General features: G+C 63.9%; 14 protein-coding genes. 11 read left to right on the top strand and 3 right to left on the bottom strand.

Annotation, left to right across the window (positions count from 1 at the left end):
- Positions 1-262 precede the first annotated feature (262 nt).
- The 9 genes from tssI (QHF83_RS43735) (at position 263) to QHF83_RS43695 (ending at position 9,557) form a co-directional block, all read left to right on the top strand.
- Complete coding sequence (tssI, locus tag QHF83_RS43735; RefSeq protein WP_282424045.1) at positions 263-2,482, top strand: type VI secretion system tip protein TssI/VgrG; 2,220 nt, start codon at positions 263-265, stop codon at positions 2,480-2,482.
- A 22-nt stretch (positions 2,483-2,504) separates the two neighbouring features.
- Positions 2,505-2,894, top strand: a complete 390-nt coding sequence (locus tag QHF83_RS43730) for a PAAR domain-containing protein (protein ID WP_348980520.1) — start codon at positions 2,505-2,507, stop codon at positions 2,892-2,894.
- Positions 2,891-3,856, top strand: coding sequence for a DUF4123 domain-containing protein (locus QHF83_RS43725; RefSeq protein WP_282424044.1), 966 nt, complete (start codon positions 2,891-2,893; stop codon positions 3,854-3,856). The genes QHF83_RS43730 and QHF83_RS43725 overlap by 4 nt, the downstream gene beginning before the upstream one ends.
- Complete coding sequence (locus QHF83_RS43720; RefSeq protein ID WP_282424043.1) at positions 3,853-4,206, top strand: hypothetical protein; 354 nt, start codon at positions 3,853-3,855, stop codon at positions 4,204-4,206. The genes QHF83_RS43725 and QHF83_RS43720 overlap by 4 nt, the downstream gene beginning before the upstream one ends.
- On the top strand, positions 4,199-5,053 hold the full coding sequence (locus tag QHF83_RS43715) for a hypothetical protein (RefSeq protein WP_282424042.1): 855 nt from the start codon (positions 4,199-4,201) through the stop codon (positions 5,051-5,053). Before QHF83_RS43720 ends, QHF83_RS43715 begins: the two co-directional genes overlap by 8 nt.
- A 64-nt stretch (positions 5,054-5,117) precedes the next feature.
- Positions 5,118-5,567, top strand: coding sequence for a hypothetical protein (locus QHF83_RS43710; protein ID WP_282424041.1), 450 nt, complete (start codon positions 5,118-5,120; stop codon positions 5,565-5,567).
- A 16-nt stretch (positions 5,568-5,583) separates the two neighbouring features.
- Positions 5,584-8,298, top strand: a complete 2,715-nt coding sequence (tssI, locus tag QHF83_RS43705; protein ID WP_282424040.1) for a type VI secretion system tip protein TssI/VgrG — start codon at positions 5,584-5,586, stop codon at positions 8,296-8,298.
- A gap of 8 nt (positions 8,299-8,306) precedes the next feature.
- Entirely contained in the window at positions 8,307-8,528 is a 222-nt protein-coding gene (locus QHF83_RS43700; protein WP_282424039.1) for a hypothetical protein, read from the top strand.
- A 75-nt stretch (positions 8,529-8,603) separates the two neighbouring features.
- Complete coding sequence (locus tag QHF83_RS43695) at positions 8,604-9,557, top strand: peptidoglycan-binding domain-containing protein (RefSeq protein ID WP_282424038.1); 954 nt, start codon at positions 8,604-8,606, stop codon at positions 9,555-9,557.
- 31 nt (positions 9,558-9,588) lie between these two features.
- Here the strand turns inward: QHF83_RS43695 and QHF83_RS43690 are convergent, their stop codons facing one another.
- The 3 genes from QHF83_RS43690 to QHF83_RS43680 form a co-directional block, all read right to left on the bottom strand.
- Positions 9,589-12,021 carry a DUF2169 domain-containing protein gene (locus QHF83_RS43690; protein WP_282424037.1) on the bottom strand — a complete coding sequence of 811 codons (2,433 nt, stop codon included), beginning with the start codon at positions 12,019-12,021 and terminating at the stop codon, positions 9,589-9,591.
- A gap of 15 nt (positions 12,022-12,036) precedes the next feature.
- Positions 12,037-13,317 carry a serine/threonine-protein kinase gene (locus tag QHF83_RS43685; protein WP_282424036.1) on the bottom strand — a complete coding sequence of 427 codons (1,281 nt, stop codon included), beginning with the start codon at positions 13,315-13,317 and terminating at the stop codon, positions 12,037-12,039.
- 100 nt (positions 13,318-13,417) lie between these two features.
- Positions 13,418-15,001, bottom strand: a complete 1,584-nt coding sequence (locus QHF83_RS43680) for a serine/threonine-protein kinase (RefSeq protein ID WP_282424035.1) — start codon at positions 14,999-15,001, stop codon at positions 13,418-13,420.
- 156 nt (positions 15,002-15,157) lie between these two features.
- Here QHF83_RS43680 and QHF83_RS43675 point away from each other — a divergent pair, with 156 nt between their 5' ends.
- Together QHF83_RS43675 and QHF83_RS43670 are read left to right on the top strand one after the other, a co-directional pair.
- Positions 15,158-16,378: a hypothetical protein gene (locus tag QHF83_RS43675; RefSeq protein WP_282424034.1), complete on the top strand. Its 1,221-nt coding sequence runs from the start codon at positions 15,158-15,160 to the stop codon at positions 16,376-16,378.
- A 12-nt stretch (positions 16,379-16,390) separates the two neighbouring features.
- On the top strand, positions 16,391-17,944 hold the full coding sequence (locus tag QHF83_RS43670) for a hypothetical protein (protein WP_282424033.1): 1,554 nt from the start codon (positions 16,391-16,393) through the stop codon (positions 17,942-17,944).
- The last annotated feature ends 370 nt before the right edge of the window (positions 17,945-18,314 follow it).

The raw sequence follows: 18,314 nt of genomic DNA, 5'->3' as shown, positions 1-18,314 counted from the left end.
GGTGGGGGGGCTTGGTTGGGGTGGTTTGTGTGGAGCGTGTTTCCATGTTGACTTTTGTTTGTGTTGATGGGTGGGATGTTGGTGATCCATGTTCAGGACAGGGTCGTCGCGTACTAACTATTGGTACTTGTTTGGGATTGTGGCGAGAGATACGAGGATGTTTACGGGCAAACCCTGAGCTTGGTAGGGTGAGATGTGGCGGAGCCTGAGCGCGGTATACCGACGCAGATCTGGTTCGCCGCGTGAGTGAGGAAGAGGCTGTATGGCAGTGCTGGAGTTGTCGCTGGAAGGGGGGGACGGTTCACTTTCCGTTCGTCGCTTCTCGGTTCAAGAGGGGATCTCGAGCCTCTTCACCGTCTCCGTCTGGGCACGGTCGAAGAACGACAGCCTCGATCTCGATGCGATCGTGGGGAAGGGAGCCACGTTACGCATCGTCGCTGGCTACAAGTGGGCGCTGATGGGCGGCGCGCGGTACTGGACGGGCATCTGCAGCTACATGGAGCAGGTTCAGGCGGAGCCGACAGGGCTTTCGACCTACTACTTACGGTTCGTGCCAAGGGCCTGGCTCATGACGCAGCGTCGGGGGCACCGCGTCTACCAGCACATGTCGATCCCCGATATTGTCGACGCGCTGCTAGGCGAGTGGGGCCTCGAGAAGGAATGGCAAATCGACCGGGGCCAGTACCCGAAGCTCGAGTACAAGGTGCAGTACGGCGAGAGCGACTACGCCTTCGTGAGCAGGTTGCTCGAGGAGGCAGGTATTGGCTTCGTCTTCCCCGACAACGACACCAAGGGCTCGCTCCTGACGTTCAGCGATCGGCTCCACGCTGGCAAGCCCCGGGCTGCGCCGCCGATCCACTTTGTCGACAACCCGAGTCAGTCCGCAGAGAAGGAGTTCGTCACCGAGGTCCGCATCGCTTCCGAGGTTCGCCCCGGCGCTCACACGGTTCGCGATTACGACTTCCGCAACCCCGCGTTCCAGCTCTTCGGGGAGGCGACGAAGGCGCCTTCCCCGGAGGACATGTACGAGCAATATCACTACGATCCCGGCTCGTTCCTGGTCGAGGGCGGGAAGGGAGGCGATACGCCCGTCGCCGATGACAAGGGGGTCGCGCGTTACGAGCAGAAGTATGGGAAGGACCTCGCCGAGCGCGTGCTCTTGTCGACGCGCGCGGACAAACGCAGCATCTCCTTCGACACGAACACGATCGACCTCTGGCCTGGGCAGATTTTCTCGATCGAGAACCATCCGCACGCAGAACTCGGCGCCGAGCAGAAGCTCCTGGTAGCGGAGTTCTCTGCACAGGGCACGCCGGACGAAGAATGGAGCATGTCCGCGCGCGCGTTGTTCGTGGATCCGAAGGTGCCCTATCGTCCCCCGATCAAGACGCCGAAGCCGACGGTGTTTGGCGTTCAGAGCGCGACGGTCGTGGGCCCCAAGGGCCAGGAAATCCACACGGACGAGTTTGGTCGGGTTCGTGTGCAGTTCCCCTGGGATCGCGAGGGCAAGCAGGACGACCGGTCCTCGTGCTGGATCCGCGTCAGCCAGGGATGGGCGGGCGCAGGATTCGGCATGATCATGAGCCCACGCATCAACCAGGAGGTACTCGTCGGCTTCCTGGCCGGTGACCCGGACCAACCCATCATCGTGGGGCGCGTGTACAACGCGACGAACCAGGTGCCTTACAAGCTCCCGCAACACAAGACGCGGAGCACCTGGAAAAGCGACTCCTCGCTCGGCGGCGGTGGCTTCAACGAGATCATGTTCGAGGATCTCAAGGGCAAGGAGCTCGTCTACGTGCAAGCGCAGAAGAACCTGCGCAAGCTCGTGAAGAACGACGAGACCATCACCGTCGGTAACAATCGCCAGAAGCTCGTGGTCGTCAACGAGACCGAGACGACGGGGGCCAACCGCACGGAGGTGACGGGCGCGAATCGTACGGAGATCACTGGAGCGAATCGCACCACGGTCATTGGCGGCAATCGCAGCAAGCAGATCGCCGGCGACGAGATCGAGCGCACCGATGGCAACCTCGTCATCTACATCGGGAAGAACCAGGACATCATCATCAAGCAGACGAAGCGCGAGCAGATCGAGGGGGACAGTCACCTCCGGGTCAAGGGCAAGCGCAACCAGCGGATCGATGGTAACCAATCGCTGACGGTAAAGAAGAACCGGCAGGAGAAGGTCGGCAAGAATCACGCGATGGAGGTGGGCGAGGAGATTCACCTCAAAGCGGGCACAGCGCTGGTGATCGAGGCGGCGAAGGACTTGACCCTCAAGGGGCCGGGGGGGTTCATCCGGATCGACGCGGGTGGCATAACGATCAAGGGGAACATCGTCAACATCAACAGCGGTGGGTCACCCGGGTCCGGGAGCGGCGCGAAGCCGGAGAAGCCGGCAGAGGCGGTCGAAGCGGTCATCGAGGCGCCGGAGAAGCCGGTGCCGGACAATGTAGCCGTGACGGGTTTGGCTCAATGAGGTTTGGGGAGGAGTGAGGGCAATGCCTCCGGCGGCGCGAATCACGGATATGCACGTGTGTCCCAAGGTGGAACCTGGGCCGGTTCCTCACGTCGGGGGGCCTGTCGTCGTCGGCGAACCGACGGTGTTCATTGGCTTTCAGCCAGCGGCGCGGGTGGGCGACAAGCTCGTATGTGTGGGGCCGCCGGACTCTGTGTCGCGGGGGGAGCCGACGGTGCGGATTGGCGGAAAGCACGCGGCGCGGATCGGTGATCCGACGTCGCATGGAGGGATTATCGTGAAGGGGTGCCCGACGGTATTGATCGGGTCGTCGGCGCAGGCGGATACTTTGAGGACGGACAAGCCGTTTTGTGAGAGCTGCGACCGCAAGAACAAGTTCCTCGAGGCAAGCCGAAAGCAACGGCGTGGATGATCGAGATGACATGTCGACTGATCCTTCAGGAGCGGTGGGTACCGACCAACGGGCGGAAGGCGGTGCTCGCCCCTGGTACGACGCTAGTCGTAGGCCGCACCGAGCAGGCGGATCTGGTAGTTCCTAACGACAAGCACCTCTCCGGTCTCCATTTCTCACTCGCATGGGACGGCCTGGTGGGGACCCTACGCGACCTGGATAGCCTCAAGGGTACATTTCTCGACGGGGCGCGAGTCAAGACGGGTGAGGTTCGCCACGGCAGCTGGATTCGCGCTGGAGAAACGGACTTTTCCGCCTACGTTGAAGACAAGATGCCGCCACCATGCGATGACGAAGAGGAGGTAGGAGACTTTGAGCCATCTAGCGACGAAGAAAAACTCCTGACCGCAAAGCAAGCAGATGAAACGGCGCGCCGCGACACGGCTCGGATGGCGTTGGCGCAGCTCCGTGAGCAGGCAGCCCATCAGGCGCTTTTTGCGATTCTGGACGCGGCGCGCCACGATCGGATTCTGGAGCTTTTGTATCAATCGGTCGAACCGCATCAATCGTTGTACGAAGGAATCCAGGGGGAGCCGCTCGCAAGCGTTGCCCCGTACTTGGCCGGACCATTTCGCGAAGACTCGGTGCTTCTGGACCGGCTGGTGACGGAGGGGTGGGGCAGGCGCTGGGGAATCTACATATCCAGCAGTGAGTCCTTCAGAGAGGTCAGGCGGCACTTTCGTAGGTTTTTATTGGTAAAGGTCGAGGAGATGGTAGAACCACTTTACTTCCGGTTCTACGATCCTTGGGTGCTCGGCGCGTTCTGGTCAATCAGTAGCGAACGACAAAAAAGTAGCTTTCAAGGACCCAGCACGGGTTTCTTTTTGGAGAACGAGCACATTCTAGATGGGCGCCGGATGCACGCACTGATTGCGCTCAGCCTGCACGGGGCAGAGATCGCGAAGGGCAGTACCATGCCATGATGACGATTTCAAGGGCACAGATGTTGGCGATGTCGAATGCGGTAAAGCGGCAGTTCGACAGGAACCTGGCGCTTCACCTGCTTCGCTCCCGTCCAAGCGTCATGATTTCAGAATTCAATGACGCGGTGACGTTCGTACGGTGCTGTATCGAACGAGCCCTCGGATACGACATCGTTTCCGAAGCCGGCCTCGAACGATACGTTACCGCCTCGTGGATACTCGGTACCTATGCCGATGACTACGACGAGGTGATCTTTCATATCCTTTCCAATCGCCAGCTCGCCCCGTTTTACCGGGCCATGGAGTCATTGCGACTAGCGCAAGAGCTCGCTGGGAGGCACCATGTCTGACTACGGAAGCACGGTTGAGTCCTGTGTAGTCCTCGAGTACGTGATCGTGGTGGGCTCGGAAGATCTATATATGAAGAGTTCGCCTGGGAATTGGATGATGTTCATGGCCCAAGCCGTACGGTACGTGCGCGTCTACGGGGGCTATTTCGATCTTACGACGGTATTCTACTTTCAGGGCAAGGGCCACACGGTCGGTCAAGTCACTGCTTTTACCAACTCGGTGAAGACCTACGGCGGCGACCCTAAACCTGCAAAGACCTGGAGCGATGTTGCGACCCATATCAACTCCGGCACCGCGACGAAGGCAGGGATGACTTGCCAGAAAAAAGTGCAGGTGGTGATCTTCATCGCCCACGGAACACCAGGGAAGGGGATCTGGCTCTCAAATCAAGAAGGTATCTATTTTACCGCCGTAGAGGCAGCGCAAGTAAATGCCAGCGCCTTCGTCGACAAGAACAATAAGAAGGGCTGGCGCTGGAGAAGCCGACACGCGACATCCCTGGCGTGCCAAACCGGCAACGCCGGCCAACCCATTCCACCCTGGACAGTGGAACAAAATATGTCCGGCAGCCTCGCCCAGGCAACCTCAAACGCATGGGACATCGATTTCTACGCCTCGGCAAACCGGACGCTCTATACAAATACTTGGGGCAATCGAGTTGGCGGATGGCTATCAGGCCGGCGAGAGATCGACGGCGCTGTCTGGGAGGATGACGGCGCGGATGGGAGCGTGACCTCATCGCAAAAAGGCGCACAAACGGATGCTAAAATGGGGGCAATGCCCTCGGGCTTCTTCATGTTCCAACCCGGACAGACGAGTGGGTACAAGTCTTACTGGATCAGTTAGGCGTCGCAAGGCGTCATGGATCGCTGCAGTTGCAGTTGCCCTCTTGCTATTTGTCACCACCAGTGTGCTCAACATGAAAGTAGAAACAATCGACCAGGGCCTGCCATGGCAGCCGTATGACGTAGCGACCTTGAATCAACTCGCCCCGGTGGTCACCAGTGATCTCAATGGAATGCCGTGGAAAACGTTGGAGTTTGTGTTTGCCGTGCGCCGTGACGACCATAGATTGAAGGATAGTACATTTGTCGTCACACTGTCTCGAGCAGGCAAGAACTCCACGGTCTATTATGGTCCATTCAAGGAAAGTATCCACGTGAAACTGGTACGCGTCGCCGGGGAGACTGCGGAGCTCACCTTTTGGGCTTTTCATGAGCCGTCGGGGTCGTTCTTGAACTGGAGCAGCCTCCGTGCCTGGCCACTGGAAGGTGAACAGTTGCGTGTCGACCTTTATGACTCCTTTCATGAGGACGTGGAGGGCTGGTTCAACATCTCGCCCGTCAAAACGAATCCCTAGGTCCTAGCGAGCCGTCATGCCGCCTCATCTAATCGTAGCCGGACAACAGTTGTCTCCTCGCCGCTTCTCCATCCACGAATCCATCTCCTCCCCATTCACGATCTCCGTCTGGGTTCGCTCGGAGGACGACAGCATCTCGATGGAGTCCGTGGTCGGCAAGCCCGCGAGCTTCCGCCTGGAGACCGGCTACGCGCACGTCACGAGCGGCGGCATACGCCTGTGGTCCGGCGTTTGCTCCCACTTCCAGCAGCTCAAGGCCGTCACTACGCAGGCTGGCCAGAAGCCGCTGCACATGTATCACGCCCGCATCGTCCCCACCCTCTGGCTGCTCACGCACCGCCGCAACCATCGCATCTTCCAGCACGTCACCATCCCCGACATCGTCAAGAAGATCCTCGGTGAATGGAAGGTCGAAGCCGACTGGAAGATCGACGCCGGGAAATACCACAAGCTCGAATACAAGGTTCAGTACGGGGAGACTGACTATGCCTTCGTCTCCCGCCTCCTCGAGGAGGCTGGTATCGCGTTCGCCTTCCTCGATCCGAAAGGTGAAGGCGCCAAGCTGACCTTCGGCGACACGTTCGAGTCGGGCACGCCCCGGCAAGGGGTCGTCTTCACGAACAACCCGAATCAGCAATCAGAAAAGGAGTACGTCAAGAACGTCCGCCTCGCACGCGAAGTGCGCCCCGGCGCGCTCACGATGCGCGATCACGACTTCCGTCGCCCTGCATTCGAGCTCTTCGGCAAGGCCCCGAACGCCGATGCCCCCGAGGACCGGTACGAGCAGTACGTCTACGATCCAGGCACGTTCCTCGTCGACGACGGCAAGGGCGGTGATACACCAGTCGCCGACGACAAGGGCGTTGCGCGGTACGAGCAGGCGTACGGTCAAACGCGCGCCGAGCAGATGCTCCACGCCGAGCGGATGGGACGAAAGGTCGTGTCCTTCGATACGAACGTGATGGATACCCAGGCCGGCGCTGTATTCTCCATCCTCGGGCACCCCCATTCCGCAGTTGCCGGCAAGTCGCTCCTCGTGACGGATTTCTCCATCGAGGGCTCTCACGGCGGTGAATGGACCATGAGCGGTCGTGCCGTCTTCACCGAGATGCCATTCCGTTCCCCTGCCCGAACGCCCAAGCCGAGAGCTTTTGGCGTGCAAAGCGCGAAGGTCGTCGGGCCCAAGGGGCAGGAGATCCATACCGACGAGTTCGGTCGCGTGCGCGTACAGTTCCCCTGGGATCGCGAGGGCAAGGATGACGACAACTCGTCTTGCTGGATCCGGGTCAACCAGGGGTGGGCAGGGACAGGCTTCGGCTCTCTGGCGATCCCACGGATTGGCCAGGAGGTCCTCGTCAGCTTCCTCGACGGCGATCCGGAGCAGCCCCTTGTGGTGGGCCGCGTCTACAACCGCATCGAGCCAGTCCCTTACGTGCTGCCGGAGAACAAGACGATCAGCACGTGGAAGAGTGACTCCTCGCTGGGCTCGGACGGGTTCAACGAGCTCAAGTTTGAGGACAAGAAGGGGAACGAGCTTTTCTACGAGCAGGCTCAGAAGAACCGGCGGATGCTCGTCAAGAACAACGAGACGATCACCGTGCTGCGCCACCGGCAGAAGCAGGTCGGCGTCAACGAGACCGATACGACCGGCGTGAACCGATTCGAGGTGACCGGCATCAATCGGTCGGAGACGACCGGCGCGAACCGGATGACCGTGATCGGCGGCACGCGCCGCAAGCTCATCAAGAAAAACGAAGCCGAGCAGACGCAAGGCGAGAGGCGCCTGCGCGTCGGCAAGGATCAGGACATCCGGCTCGCGAAACGAAAACGGGAGCTCGTTGACGAGGATGTTCACCTCCTGGTCAAGGGTGATCGGCGGGAGCTCATCGAGCAGGACCAATCGATGATGGTCATCCAGAGTCGCCACGAGAAGGTGGAGGGTCGATACGCCCTCGAAACGGGGAAAGAGATTCACCTGCGTTCGGCCGAGGTCCTGGTGGGGGAGGCGGCACAGGACATCACGATCAAGGGGCCCGGCGGATTCATCCGTATCGATTCGACGGGCGTGACCATCAAGGGGATGATGGTCTACATCAATGAGGGAGGGAAGAAGGCCGGCAAGGGGAAGGGGGCGACGCCGGAGGAGCCGGAGTTGCCGGGGATGGAAGGCGAAGAGGGCGAAGGAGCCCGAGGGGACGACGAAGAAGGCGAGGAGGGTCGCCATCAGTCGGGATCAGGGTCCAATCCCACCGTGGGGAGTGGGACGACTCAGCCATCATCGAGCCGACCCATTGATGACCCGAACGTACGCAAGGAGATGAAGAAAGCGTGGGAAGACTCGATGGCGGCCGACCCGGCACAACGGCATGAGGAAGGCGGATACATCGTCAAGAATTCAGACGGTTCGTATGGCGTCGAACGCTGGACGAAGGGTTCTGGCGCATCCATCTTGCCGCCGCCGCGCGCTGCGGATGGTACCTACAATGGGAAGGAAGTCGTCGGAGAATTTCACACCCACCCGAACCCTCCGTTGGACGAAGCCGGTAAGGTATGGCATCAGGGCGGACACGAAGGGGACTGGAATGCGATTGCGGCTGAGAATTACCCCGGTGAGAGTTACATTATCAGTCGCGACGACATCTGGGTTGTCAGCTCTGACGGAAAGCCGACCCTGGACGCCAGTGGCAACGAAGTTTCCCTGGGCGCTCACAAGGACATTCTGGGGCCGTAGAGGTTATCATGCCGAGTAACGATGAATTGGTCGAGAAGGCGAAAGCACTGGCGTTCGATGCAGTGAGAGCCGGCTTGAATCAAGACTATGCTTACACGCTGAACGCGACCGCAAAGGAAGACGGTTGGGAGGTATTGATCCTGCCCCAAGGGCGCGTTCGCGGTGGCGGAGCTCGCGTCCATGTCCAGAAAAACCCCATGACGGTTACAAAGATTGTTTACCTCCAATAAGTCGTTGCTTGCATGGCATTGGCTGATTGAGTTGTTGCCGCTGGTCGCGGGGAGATATCACACGGAGCGATCACGATGGCTCAATACAAGACCCTGAAAAAGGGGGCCACGGACTTGCTGGTTGGGCCACTCAAGATGGCCCTGAACGAGGCGCTGTCGCCGAGCCCGAATCTACCGACCGATACGGTCTTCGATGCGGACACAGACCGCGCCGTACGCCGGTTCCAGCAGGAGAACCACCTCGCCGAGGATGGCGTCGTAGGCTCCCAGACGTGGAAGAAACTGCTGAACAGGTCGCCGGACGGGATCCTCCTCGCGAGCTTGAGCGCAGTTGCTGCCTCGGCTCCGACGGTCGGTGCGAGCGACCCTGTGGGAGAGGCCGCTGGAGGATTGCCGGATACCGCCGGACTCTCGGAGGAGCACAAGTTCAACGTCTACCTCGGTTACATCCAGAAAGCCGGGCAGTGCACCAGCGTCGAGGCCGCTCTGGATACAGGCGAGCGCGTGATCCTCGGTCTGCGCGTGACCACGAATACGCGAACGAATGCTGGTGGTGGCGTTTATGATGACCGTTTCGTCGTGCTCCATAACAATGGTGGTGTCAAGACCGCCAAGGAGTTTCAGGGTAATACAGACCCCTCATCGCGTTACGAGCATCGGTACGAGCACGCGCGCAAGGCTTATGGTGAGGATGCCAACAACGACGGCAGAAAGGATCTCGGCAGGATCCCTGCAGGCAGTTACAAGTTCAAAAAGGACCAGTCTTCGACATACGGCAATGTATTGCGCCCGATGTCGGCGATCATCGCCGAAAGGGACATCAACCATGATGGCTCGTTCGACGCAACCGATGTCGCGACCAACGCCGCTGCGCTTAATGCTGGCACGTCGATGTTATTTCACAAGGGCGGCAAGAACATCACGGGCTCTGCGGGCTGCCAGACCATGCCACCTACGACGTTCCAAGCGTTTTGGACAGCACTGGGCAGCCAGAGGCAATTCCATTACGTCCTCGTGAAGGTCAAGTAGTCCAAGGGCGCCAGAGTGCACCGGTCCTGTCTCAAGCCCTCTTGATGCCAGGCGCGGCCCTCCCCACCCCCCCCACCTTCACCGCCCGCGCCCCCGCCTCATACTGATCCTGCGCCGGCCAAACCTCCCCGATCACCCTCCCCCGCCACCGCCTCCACATCGGCACCTTCTTCCCCACCTCCTCCGGCAAATACCCCACGATCGCCCCCTTCTCTCCCGGCAACCAAATCAAACACCGCAAGAACCTCCCCCCGAACACCTCTTTCTTCTGGTAATGCCTCCCCCCGAGCAGCACCCTCTCCATCTGCTGCTCCAGATAATCCGCCGGCAGCCCCTTCTTCTCCCTCGAAAACGCGTCCCTTATCCGCGTCGTCAACCCCTCGCACACCGCCGGCGCCGCCGACAACCCCGGCATCTGCACGAAATCCTTCGCCACCCCCACCGCCGCCTTCAGCCCCTCGTCCGCCGCCGTCACGAGCGGCGCCGCCGTCGACATCGCCGCCTTGAGCGCCTCCAGCTCGTCGAACGGCATCTCAATCTCCCCCGCGAGCAACACCATCGGCGGGACGAACTTCCCGTCCTCGCCGATCGCCCCCTCCAGCGCCTCCTCCACACCCTTGCCGTCGACCCGCGGCGCCTTGGCGAGGACCTGAAACACCTCTTGCCGATCCTCGATTTCCCACGGCTCGCGTGCTCCATCCACGATCTCGATCTCGCGTGATCGCGGACTCCGCTCGAGCTCTTCGAATACCTTCTTCCACGCCGGCACCCGCCGCATCCGCGCGATGCTCTCCGGGTCGTACCAGAGGAGCTGCAACATCTCCCGCGCCGGCTCGACGCCAAGCGCCTCGCTCTCCGCGATCGCCGGCCGCAAATCCCGCTTCGGCACACTCCACGGCACCGCGCCCGCCGCAGCATTCGACGCGGCCAGCGCGCCCTCCTGGCTCGCCCGATCCACACTCGGCGTCGCAATCGCCGCAGCAGCCGCCGCAGCAGCCGCCGCGGCCGAACCAATCGTTTCCCGCGACGGCGCCGCCGTCGTCCCCGGCGCGCCCGAGGACCACACGCTCTCCGCCGTCGCGCGCGGAGCCGCCACCGGTGGAGGCGGCGGAACGTACGCGGGAGGCGCAATCGGCGCCGCGCTCGGGGCCGGCGGTGCTGCCTTCTTCGCCATGGGCGGAAACATCGTTTGGTCCCCCGCCACCGGCACCGCCGCGACCTCCACCGCCCGGAGCGCCGCCAAACTCGCCGGCTGCCCGAACGGCAATGCCGCATCTCCCGGCTTCGAAGCAGGCGCCGCCGTCACGCGCGGCCGTTCGCCTCCCAAAAACGGCATCACCGGCCCCGAGGCCTTCGCCCCGAACGCAGGCACCAGGGTCATTGCCGCGAGATCCTCCTCCTCGTCCCCATTCCCCGCCGCCAGCGCCGTCGGCGGAATCGTCTCCAGCAAATCCTCCTCGATCTCCTCCGCCGCGTCCGCTGCTCCCTGGGCCCCTGCTCCCTCCATCCGCACCGCAATCCGCCCCGCCTCGTCCGCGCTGCGCAGCCCGATCATGCCCCGCCAAACCACGCAGCACACCCCGCGGTCCGTGTCAATCGACAACGTATCCGCGACGAGCCGCACTTCCTCCCGCTCCCCCGTCGCCCGATCCACCACCACGCTCGGCCGCACCCCCGGCAAATTCGTCACCACCCGCGCATGCTCCGGGTGCAACCCTTCCAGCACGATCCGCTCGTTCGGCCGGAGCTCCATCACCTGCTGATCCGGCGGCGCCGCCTGGAAATACGCCGGATCCATCCCCTCCGGCAGCGGCCGCTCCGACCACCCCGTCGGCGAGAACGTCCCCGCCAAACGCCCGAGCCGCTGCCTCCGCGCCGGCCATTCCGCCCCGACCGGCCCGTATCCTACCGAGGAAAATGTATCCGATCGTTTGGATACAAACGTTCCCGGCGGTTGCAAATTCGGAATCGGCACCATGCCATACGCATCCGGCGCCGCGTCGAACCGCATCCCCGCCGGATTGTTCGTCTCCGGCCCGCCCGCCGCGCGCTCCCACCGGAGCGGCATCTTCGAAAACCGCGGCCCCTCCAGCAGTTGCCCGTCCTGCACCCGGAACCCTCGATCGCACCAGACCTCGATCGATTTATCGAGCTCCCCCACGACGAGCCGCGTCATCATCGAGCGCACCGGCTGTTTCCCCGGCGCATACGCGTGCCCGACGAGCGTCACGTCCGCCCGCGGCTTGTACGGCACGTTGTCGCTCGGCGTGACCACGCTCCGCGCGGGATCGTCGTTCCAGTATCCATCCTCCTCGTGCACCGGCTCCTGCTTCGGCGCGAGCGTGCATTCGCCCGGCTCTACCACGAAAGTAGCCTTGACAATCACCGTCAGCGCATGCGCTCCGGTATGTGCCTGCCAGGCGAACGTCGACGCGCGAAGGGGACAGAGACAAACGAGGTCCATGGTTCTTCTCCGATCCTACCTCTTCTTCGCCTCACGCGCCTTCTGGGGTTCGTCTCCGGGCGCGAGGTCCTCGAGGCACTTCCGCTTCTGCGCCGAGGTGATCTCCGCCGTCACCTCCGCGATACCTCGCTCCGCCTTTGCAGGCACGGGCGCCGGTCGTTCCATGCGATCTCCCACCATCACCGCCACCAGCATCAGCGACGCCAGCCCGCCCAGCAGGTTCAGCGTTTGCGAGCCCGTGCGCACCGCCGCCTCTCGTGTCGACGCGGCCTGCGATCGCACCATCGCCGCCGCCGTCGAGCCGTCCGGCCGCATTTGCAGCGTCTCCGGGATCGGCGCGGCGCCGGCGCTCCCATACCACGGCTCCGTGATGCGTGGCTCCTGCGTCGGCCATTCGCGCGTCAGGAACGCCGGCTCCGCTCGCGGCCACGCGTCACGCACGCGGGGCGCCGTGCACGCCTGCAGCGCGAGGTAGACGTCGAGCCGCTCGGCCACTCCGTTCGTCTTCGCGATGCGTTGCTGTCGATCACGCTCGAGGCAATACGCGACGAGGTCGTCGAGCTCCCGGTCGACGTTCATCACGTAGTCCGAGACGCGCGGCGTGGGACGCGGGCGCAGGCCATGGCCGTCCTTCAGCTCGAGGGGATAGACCGGACGCACGCCCGTCAGCATCTCGAAGAGCACGACGCCGAGCGACCACACGTCCGTGCGCGTATCGACGTCGTGCGGCGACGCGAGCTGCTCGGGGCTCATGTACGCCGGCGTGCCGACGACGCCGTTGCGCTCCGTCACCAGGGTGTCGTCCGCGTCGAGCTGCTTGGCCACCCCGAAATCGAGGACCTTGACGACGACGCCGTCGGTCCCGGGCTCCTGATGCAAGAAGACGTTCGACGGCTTGAGGTCGCGGTGAATGACGTTCCTCGCGTGCGCCGCCGCGAGCGCGCGGGCGATGTCACGGCCGATCCGCGCGGCCTCCGGTTGTTCGAGGCGCCTCCTCCGGCGCAGCAGATCGGCGAGCGTCTCGCCGTGGAGGAGCTGCATCACGAGGTACGGCTCGCCCGACTCCGTATCACCCGCGTCGTACACCTCGACGACGTTGCGATGCGCGATGGCACCACAAAAGCGCGCCTCCCGGCGAAGTCGATGCCGATGGCTCTCGGAGGGCACGCGAAGGACCTTCACCGCCACGCGACGCGAGGTCGCGATGTGCTCGGCCTCCCACACGATGCCCATGGCGCCCTCTCCGAGCGGGCGTAACAAGCGATATCGGCCCCCGAGTCGGCTCCCGGCGATCATACCCAGGGCGCTAGCAGTGTTTCCTCGAAAAGGACAAGTTCGTAGCAAGGTCGGACACGGAGAGCGATCGCATCTCTGCGCCGGCGATCGGCGCGCTCGCTCAGAGGCCCGACGGCGAGAACTTGCGCGGGTTCGACGTTGACCCGGGCTTCGACACGTTCCTGCACCCCACCCGGAGCGTCAGCGTGCACGGCGGGAGCGCCGTGTAGGTCGGCGTCGGCGTGGGATTCGCGGACGCGACCGCGGGCGCCTTCGCGGACGGCGTCGGCGCGACCGTGACCGCAGGCATCGTCATCGCCGCAGGCTCCTGCGTCGCCGTGGCGGCTGAAGGCGGCGGCGGCGAAGGTGTCGCTGGTGGCGTGGGCGCGCGCGGCTGCGCTTGCGCCGCGCTTGCCGTTTCGGGCGCGGACGCGACGGAGGACTGTGCCGCGGGCGCGGCGGGCTCGTTTTCGGGCAACCCAATCACGGCGACGAGCGCGACCAGCGCCAGCATCGCCGCCGCGCCGAGCCCGAACGAGAGAAAGAGGATCGCGCGTCCCTGCCTGCGACGATGGATCGTCGTGCTGCTCGTCGCCGTCTCGTCGCGCGCCGTCGGCGGCGCCGTGGCCTCGGCCGCAGGCAAGGGGATCCCCGCCGTCAACGTCGAGCTTCGCCGATGCGCCGAGAGCGACTCCTGCATCTCGCGTCGCCACGGCGGCAGCGGATCGGGCGCAGGCGTGTTCGGCGCCAAGAATGCCGTTCCCTCGGGCGTCGCGTCGGACGCGCCGAGCAGGGGCGAGGACGACTGCGAAGCCCGCGCGACGGGGATCGCGGCGCTCGACGGCGCCCGCCAGATCCGGCTCGACTCCAGGAGCGGCGTGAGGAGCGCGACGAGCTCGGCGGCGTTCGCGATACGTTTGTCACGGTCTCGTTCGAGGCACCGCATCACGACGTCCTCGAGCTCCTGCGGCACGTCGCGCACCCGTGCGGAGATCGGGGCAATGGGCGCGACGAGGACCTGACGCACCACGTCCTGCACCGAGCCCGTGAAGGGCCGAACGCCCGCGAGCAGCTCGTAGAGCAGGATTCCGAGCGACCAGAGGTCCGTTCGATGATCGATGTCCGCGCGCAGCGCGACCTGCTCGGGGCTCATGTACCCGGGTGAACCGACCACCATGCCCGTCATGGTCGCCTGCGTCTCCTCGCCGGGTCCGAGGTTCTTCGCGATGCCGAAATCGAGGACCTTCACGACGAACACGCCCTCGGCCGCGCCGGGCTCGCGGTGCAAGAAGACGTTCGCGGGCTTGAGGTCGCGGTGCATGATCTTGGCTTGATGCGCCGCTTCGAGCGCGTTCGCGATGTCGCGGGCGATACGCGCGGCGACGGGCGGCTCGATGCGCCGCTTGTTCTTCAGCATGTCGGCGAGCGACTCGCCGGAGAGCAGCTCGAGCACGAGGAACGGCTCGCCGTCGTCCGTCTCGCCCGCGTCGAGCAGGCGCACGATGTTCGGGTGCGACAAGCGCGACGAGAGCCGCACCTCGCGCAGAAAGCGCTGCCGGAGCTCCGGCGTCGACTTCGAGAGCAGCTTCAGCGCGACCTCGCGGCGCGTGCCGATCTCCTCCGCTGCCCAGACCGTGCCCATCGTGCCCGCGCCGATGGACCGGACGAGGCGATACTTCTTCCCGATCGTGCTTCCAGCTTTCATCGTTGGTCAGGACGGACGTGCCGACAATACTGCCGATGGCGGGCATCGTAGCGTACCAGTCGAGCCATGTAACAATACGTGGTAAGAATTCTTGCCCGCTACCAGGTCTGCATGATCTTATGCGACGAGCCAAACCATGTCGGACGCGAGGGGCGAATGACGACGGTCTTCATCATCATCGGCATCATCATCACGGCGCTGGTCGTCGTCCTGATCGTCCTCGGCATGCGCGCGTCGAAGCTCACCGAGGAGCTCGAGGCCGCCGAGATGAAGCACCAGTCGCTCGCCGGGGCGAACCGCGAGCTGCAGGCGCAGGTCACGTCGCTCGACGCCGACAACAAGAAGAAGATCGGCTGGCTCGATCACATGGAGGAGGAGCTCAACTGGCACAAGGGTGAGCTCGAGAAGCGGCCGAAGCTCGAGCGGAAGATCTATCGGATCCTGACGCTCGGGATGAAGGCGACGGGCAAGAGCTCGCTCACGCTGAAGTGGTCGAATCCGCTCGTGGATCTCGGGACGATCGAGGGGACGAAGATCGAGCGGTACGAGCGCACCGTGAGCCACGTGCGGAGCAAGGACACGCTCGTCGAGCACGTGTTCGAGGTGCACGACTGGGGCGGCGAGCACATCGTGGACGCGCAGCAGGAGCTCATCATCGAGGAGATCCACGGGCTCTTGATGGTCGTCGATCTCGGCGGCAAGGACGCGCAGCAAGTCGATACGCACCGCATCGGCGAGCAGTTGAACGAGTTCAACCCGCAGGCGTTGAAGTACTTCTTCAGCCCGAAGACGGTGGCGTCGTGCAAGAGCGTGGTGCTCTTCATCAACAAGAGCGACCTCATCCCCGGCTCACCCGCGCAGGCGGAGGCGCAGGCGAAAGCGCTCTACGCGCCGCTCATCGACAGCCTGCGGCAATACGCGACGCAGATCGACGTGAAGGTGCTCGTCGGCTCCGCGAGCTACGGGCACTCGACGCACGTTTTGTTCTCGCACTTCGTCGAGCAGATCCTCCCGAAGTCGGCCTACGACCTGCAGCTCCTCCAGCGCATGAAGAGTGAGTTCCGGTCGCGAGCTTCGACGATCACGCCCGGGATGAACGCGCCCGCGTCGCAATCACAGCCGGGGTTCCCCCCGCCGCAGATCCCGCACGCGATGCCGCCGTCGAACGGACACCCGCAGATGCCGACGCCCCAGCATTACGGGCATGCCCCGCAGCACGCGCCCGCCCCGCAGGTGCCGCTCGCGCCACCCTTCGGGCCGCGGCCGGGACCCGGGGGCAAACTGAACATCAAGGCGACGATGCCCATCGAGGACCTCAACCCGATGGAAGCCACGGCGCCACTCTTGAATCGCCAGCCACCGCCTCGAAGGGGTTGAGCGGAGGGGGACATGGACGAGACGCACGTCGTTTCTGCGGGATACGAGGTCCCGACGTACAAGGTGCCCTTCGGGGCGACCTGGTTCCATTTCCTCCACGGGAACGTGCCGGGTCATCAGATCGACTTCATCTACCGGCCCGAGGTGCCGCAGGCGCCGCTGACGCGGCAGCATTTCAGCCACCTCTCGCGGCTCGTGAAATACATCGAGCCGCGGCACGGGAGCGCGTACGCGTTCGCGATCGGGAACCTGTCGCGCGACGACACGCAATACGAGCCGGGGCACGGGGGGCTCGCGCTGATTTTTGGTCTGCGCATCAAGGGGGCGAAGGATCACGCCGGGCGGCAAGATCCGCCGTTCTGCCATTCCGCGGCGATCGTCGATCGGCACCTGGACGGCGAGGCGATCTACGGGACGGCGGTGCAGTTTTACCAGAAGCTCTTGCCGGACGAGGAGTCGCAGGCGGAGGGGAGCGGCTGGTACCACACGTACGTGCAGCACGCGCAGAACGCGGACGCGCTTTTGCCGGTGCTGAAGATGTACCTCGAAGATTTCGAGGACCTGCACAAGCCGGGTCCGAGCGGGCTTTCGTTCCGGTGGACGGTGGAGAACTCGACGCCGCCGCGGCGGGTGGTGATCGTGTATCCGGACCGGGTGGATTTCGCGACGCTGGCGTATTGCATGGCGCGGATCGCGAATGTGCTCGTGGAATCGGACATCAAGTGGACGGCGATTTCCAATGGGCGCGAGCAGGACGTGGTGGGAGGTTTGACGGTACGGTTCGTTCCGCGCCGGGAAGCGACGCAGGAGCCCGCGGACGTCGTGCTGATGTACCTGGAGCAGGTGCCGGAGGATCCGGCGGAGATCGCGGCGCAATTGTTCAATGCGCACGAGGTGCGGATCTCGCAGATGCCGGACCTGCGGATGAATTGGCGTTACGTTCAGTCGCAGCAGGGGAGGGGGAATGGGGCGACGACAGGGCATGGCCCGGCGACGGGGACGGCGACGACGAGCAATGGGGTCGGTTCGGTAAGACCGGGGGCCCTGGAGGCAGGGGCGCGGCCGTGGGCGCAGCCGGCGGAGGTGCCGGCGGCGGGGGAGGATCCGGCGGCGAAGACGGCGGGGCTCGGCGGGCTGGTTCAGGTGGTGGAGAAGGCGGAGGCGACGCCGGGGTTGGGGTTGCCGCAGGTGGATCTGGCGGCGGAGTTGAAGAGGAAGCAGCGGAGGAGTCAGTTTACGACGTTGATTGGGGTGGGGGTGTTGATTGCGGTGATGGGGGTGATTGCGGCGGTGTGGATTGGATCGGCGCCGGCGGTGCCGCAGGAGGAGGGAGCCGGCGCGGGGAGTGCAGCGCCGGTGGTGGCGACGGGGAAGCCGGTGGAGACGGTGGTGCCGGCAGTGGCGCCGAGCGTGAAGGTGCAGGATGCGCCGGTGATTGTGGATGGGCCGCCGGCGGGGGCGACAGCGCCGAAGTCGACGGGGACGGCGGTGGGGACGGGGAAACCGGCGGGGAAGACGGGGACGACGAAGAAGGATCCGTTCAAGAAGCCGTTGAAGTTGCCGTAGGGAGGGTCATTGGCAGCGGCGGGGGAAGCCGGTGCAGTTGCTGCTGTTGCATTGGCTGGAACTGACACAGTAGGCTCCGGCGGGCAGTAGGCATGCCGAATTTGCCGGGTTGCACGTGGTACCCGCGGCACAGTCGATGCCGGGAGCACAGTCCGTACATTTACCATTCACGCAGTTTGCATCCGCACAGTCTGTGTGCGCGGTACACGCCGCGTCCTGGCCGAGCCGGCAAAGCTTCCCTAACAGCCCGTGGACTTATCCCGAAGGAGGATCGACAAGAACTGGCGACGATGGTAGTTTGTCCGCGTCATGTCGATGGGGCGAACACGTGAGAAGCAGGCGTCGCTCTGGGTGGCGGCTCCTTCGCTGC

The organism is Polyangium sp. 15x6 (assembly GCF_029960785.1).
GTDB lineage: Bacteria > Myxococcota_A > Polyangia > Polyangiales > Polyangiaceae > Polyangium.
The sequence above is the reverse complement of the archived record's forward strand: the minus strand, read 5'-3'. Positions and strand labels throughout refer to the sequence as shown.

Excerpts from the sequence above, each read along its gene's own strand:
- QHF83_RS43700 (WP_282424039.1), top strand. The coding sequence starts at position 8,307 with ATGCCGAGTAACGATGAATTGGTCGAGAAGGCGAAAGCACTGGCGTTC.
- QHF83_RS43720 (WP_282424043.1), top strand. The coding sequence starts at position 3,853 with ATGATGACGATTTCAAGGGCACAGATGTTGGCGATGTCGAATGCGGTA.
- QHF83_RS43680 (WP_282424035.1), bottom strand. The coding sequence starts at position 15,001 with ATGAAAGCTGGAAGCACGATCGGGAAGAAGTATCGCCTCGTCCGGTCC.
- QHF83_RS43690 (WP_282424037.1), bottom strand. The coding sequence starts at position 12,021 with ATGGACCTCGTTTGTCTCTGTCCCCTTCGCGCGTCGACGTTCGCCTGG.
- QHF83_RS43685 (WP_282424036.1), bottom strand. The coding sequence starts at position 13,317 with ATGATCGCCGGGAGCCGACTCGGGGGCCGATATCGCTTGTTACGCCCG.
- QHF83_RS43675 (WP_282424034.1), top strand. The coding sequence starts at position 15,158 with ATGACGACGGTCTTCATCATCATCGGCATCATCATCACGGCGCTGGTC.
- QHF83_RS43695 (WP_282424038.1), top strand. The coding sequence starts at position 8,604 with ATGGCTCAATACAAGACCCTGAAAAAGGGGGCCACGGACTTGCTGGTT.
- QHF83_RS43725 (WP_282424044.1), top strand. The coding sequence starts at position 2,891 with ATGATCGAGATGACATGTCGACTGATCCTTCAGGAGCGGTGGGTACCG.
- tssI (WP_282424045.1), top strand. The coding sequence starts at position 263 with ATGGCAGTGCTGGAGTTGTCGCTGGAAGGGGGGGACGGTTCACTTTCC.
- QHF83_RS43715 (WP_282424042.1), top strand. The coding sequence starts at position 4,199 with ATGTCTGACTACGGAAGCACGGTTGAGTCCTGTGTAGTCCTCGAGTAC.
- QHF83_RS43730 (WP_348980520.1), top strand. The coding sequence starts at position 2,505 with ATGCCTCCGGCGGCGCGAATCACGGATATGCACGTGTGTCCCAAGGTG.
- tssI (WP_282424040.1), top strand. The coding sequence starts at position 5,584 with ATGCCGCCTCATCTAATCGTAGCCGGACAACAGTTGTCTCCTCGCCGC.
- QHF83_RS43670 (WP_282424033.1), top strand. The coding sequence starts at position 16,391 with ATGGACGAGACGCACGTCGTTTCTGCGGGATACGAGGTCCCGACGTAC.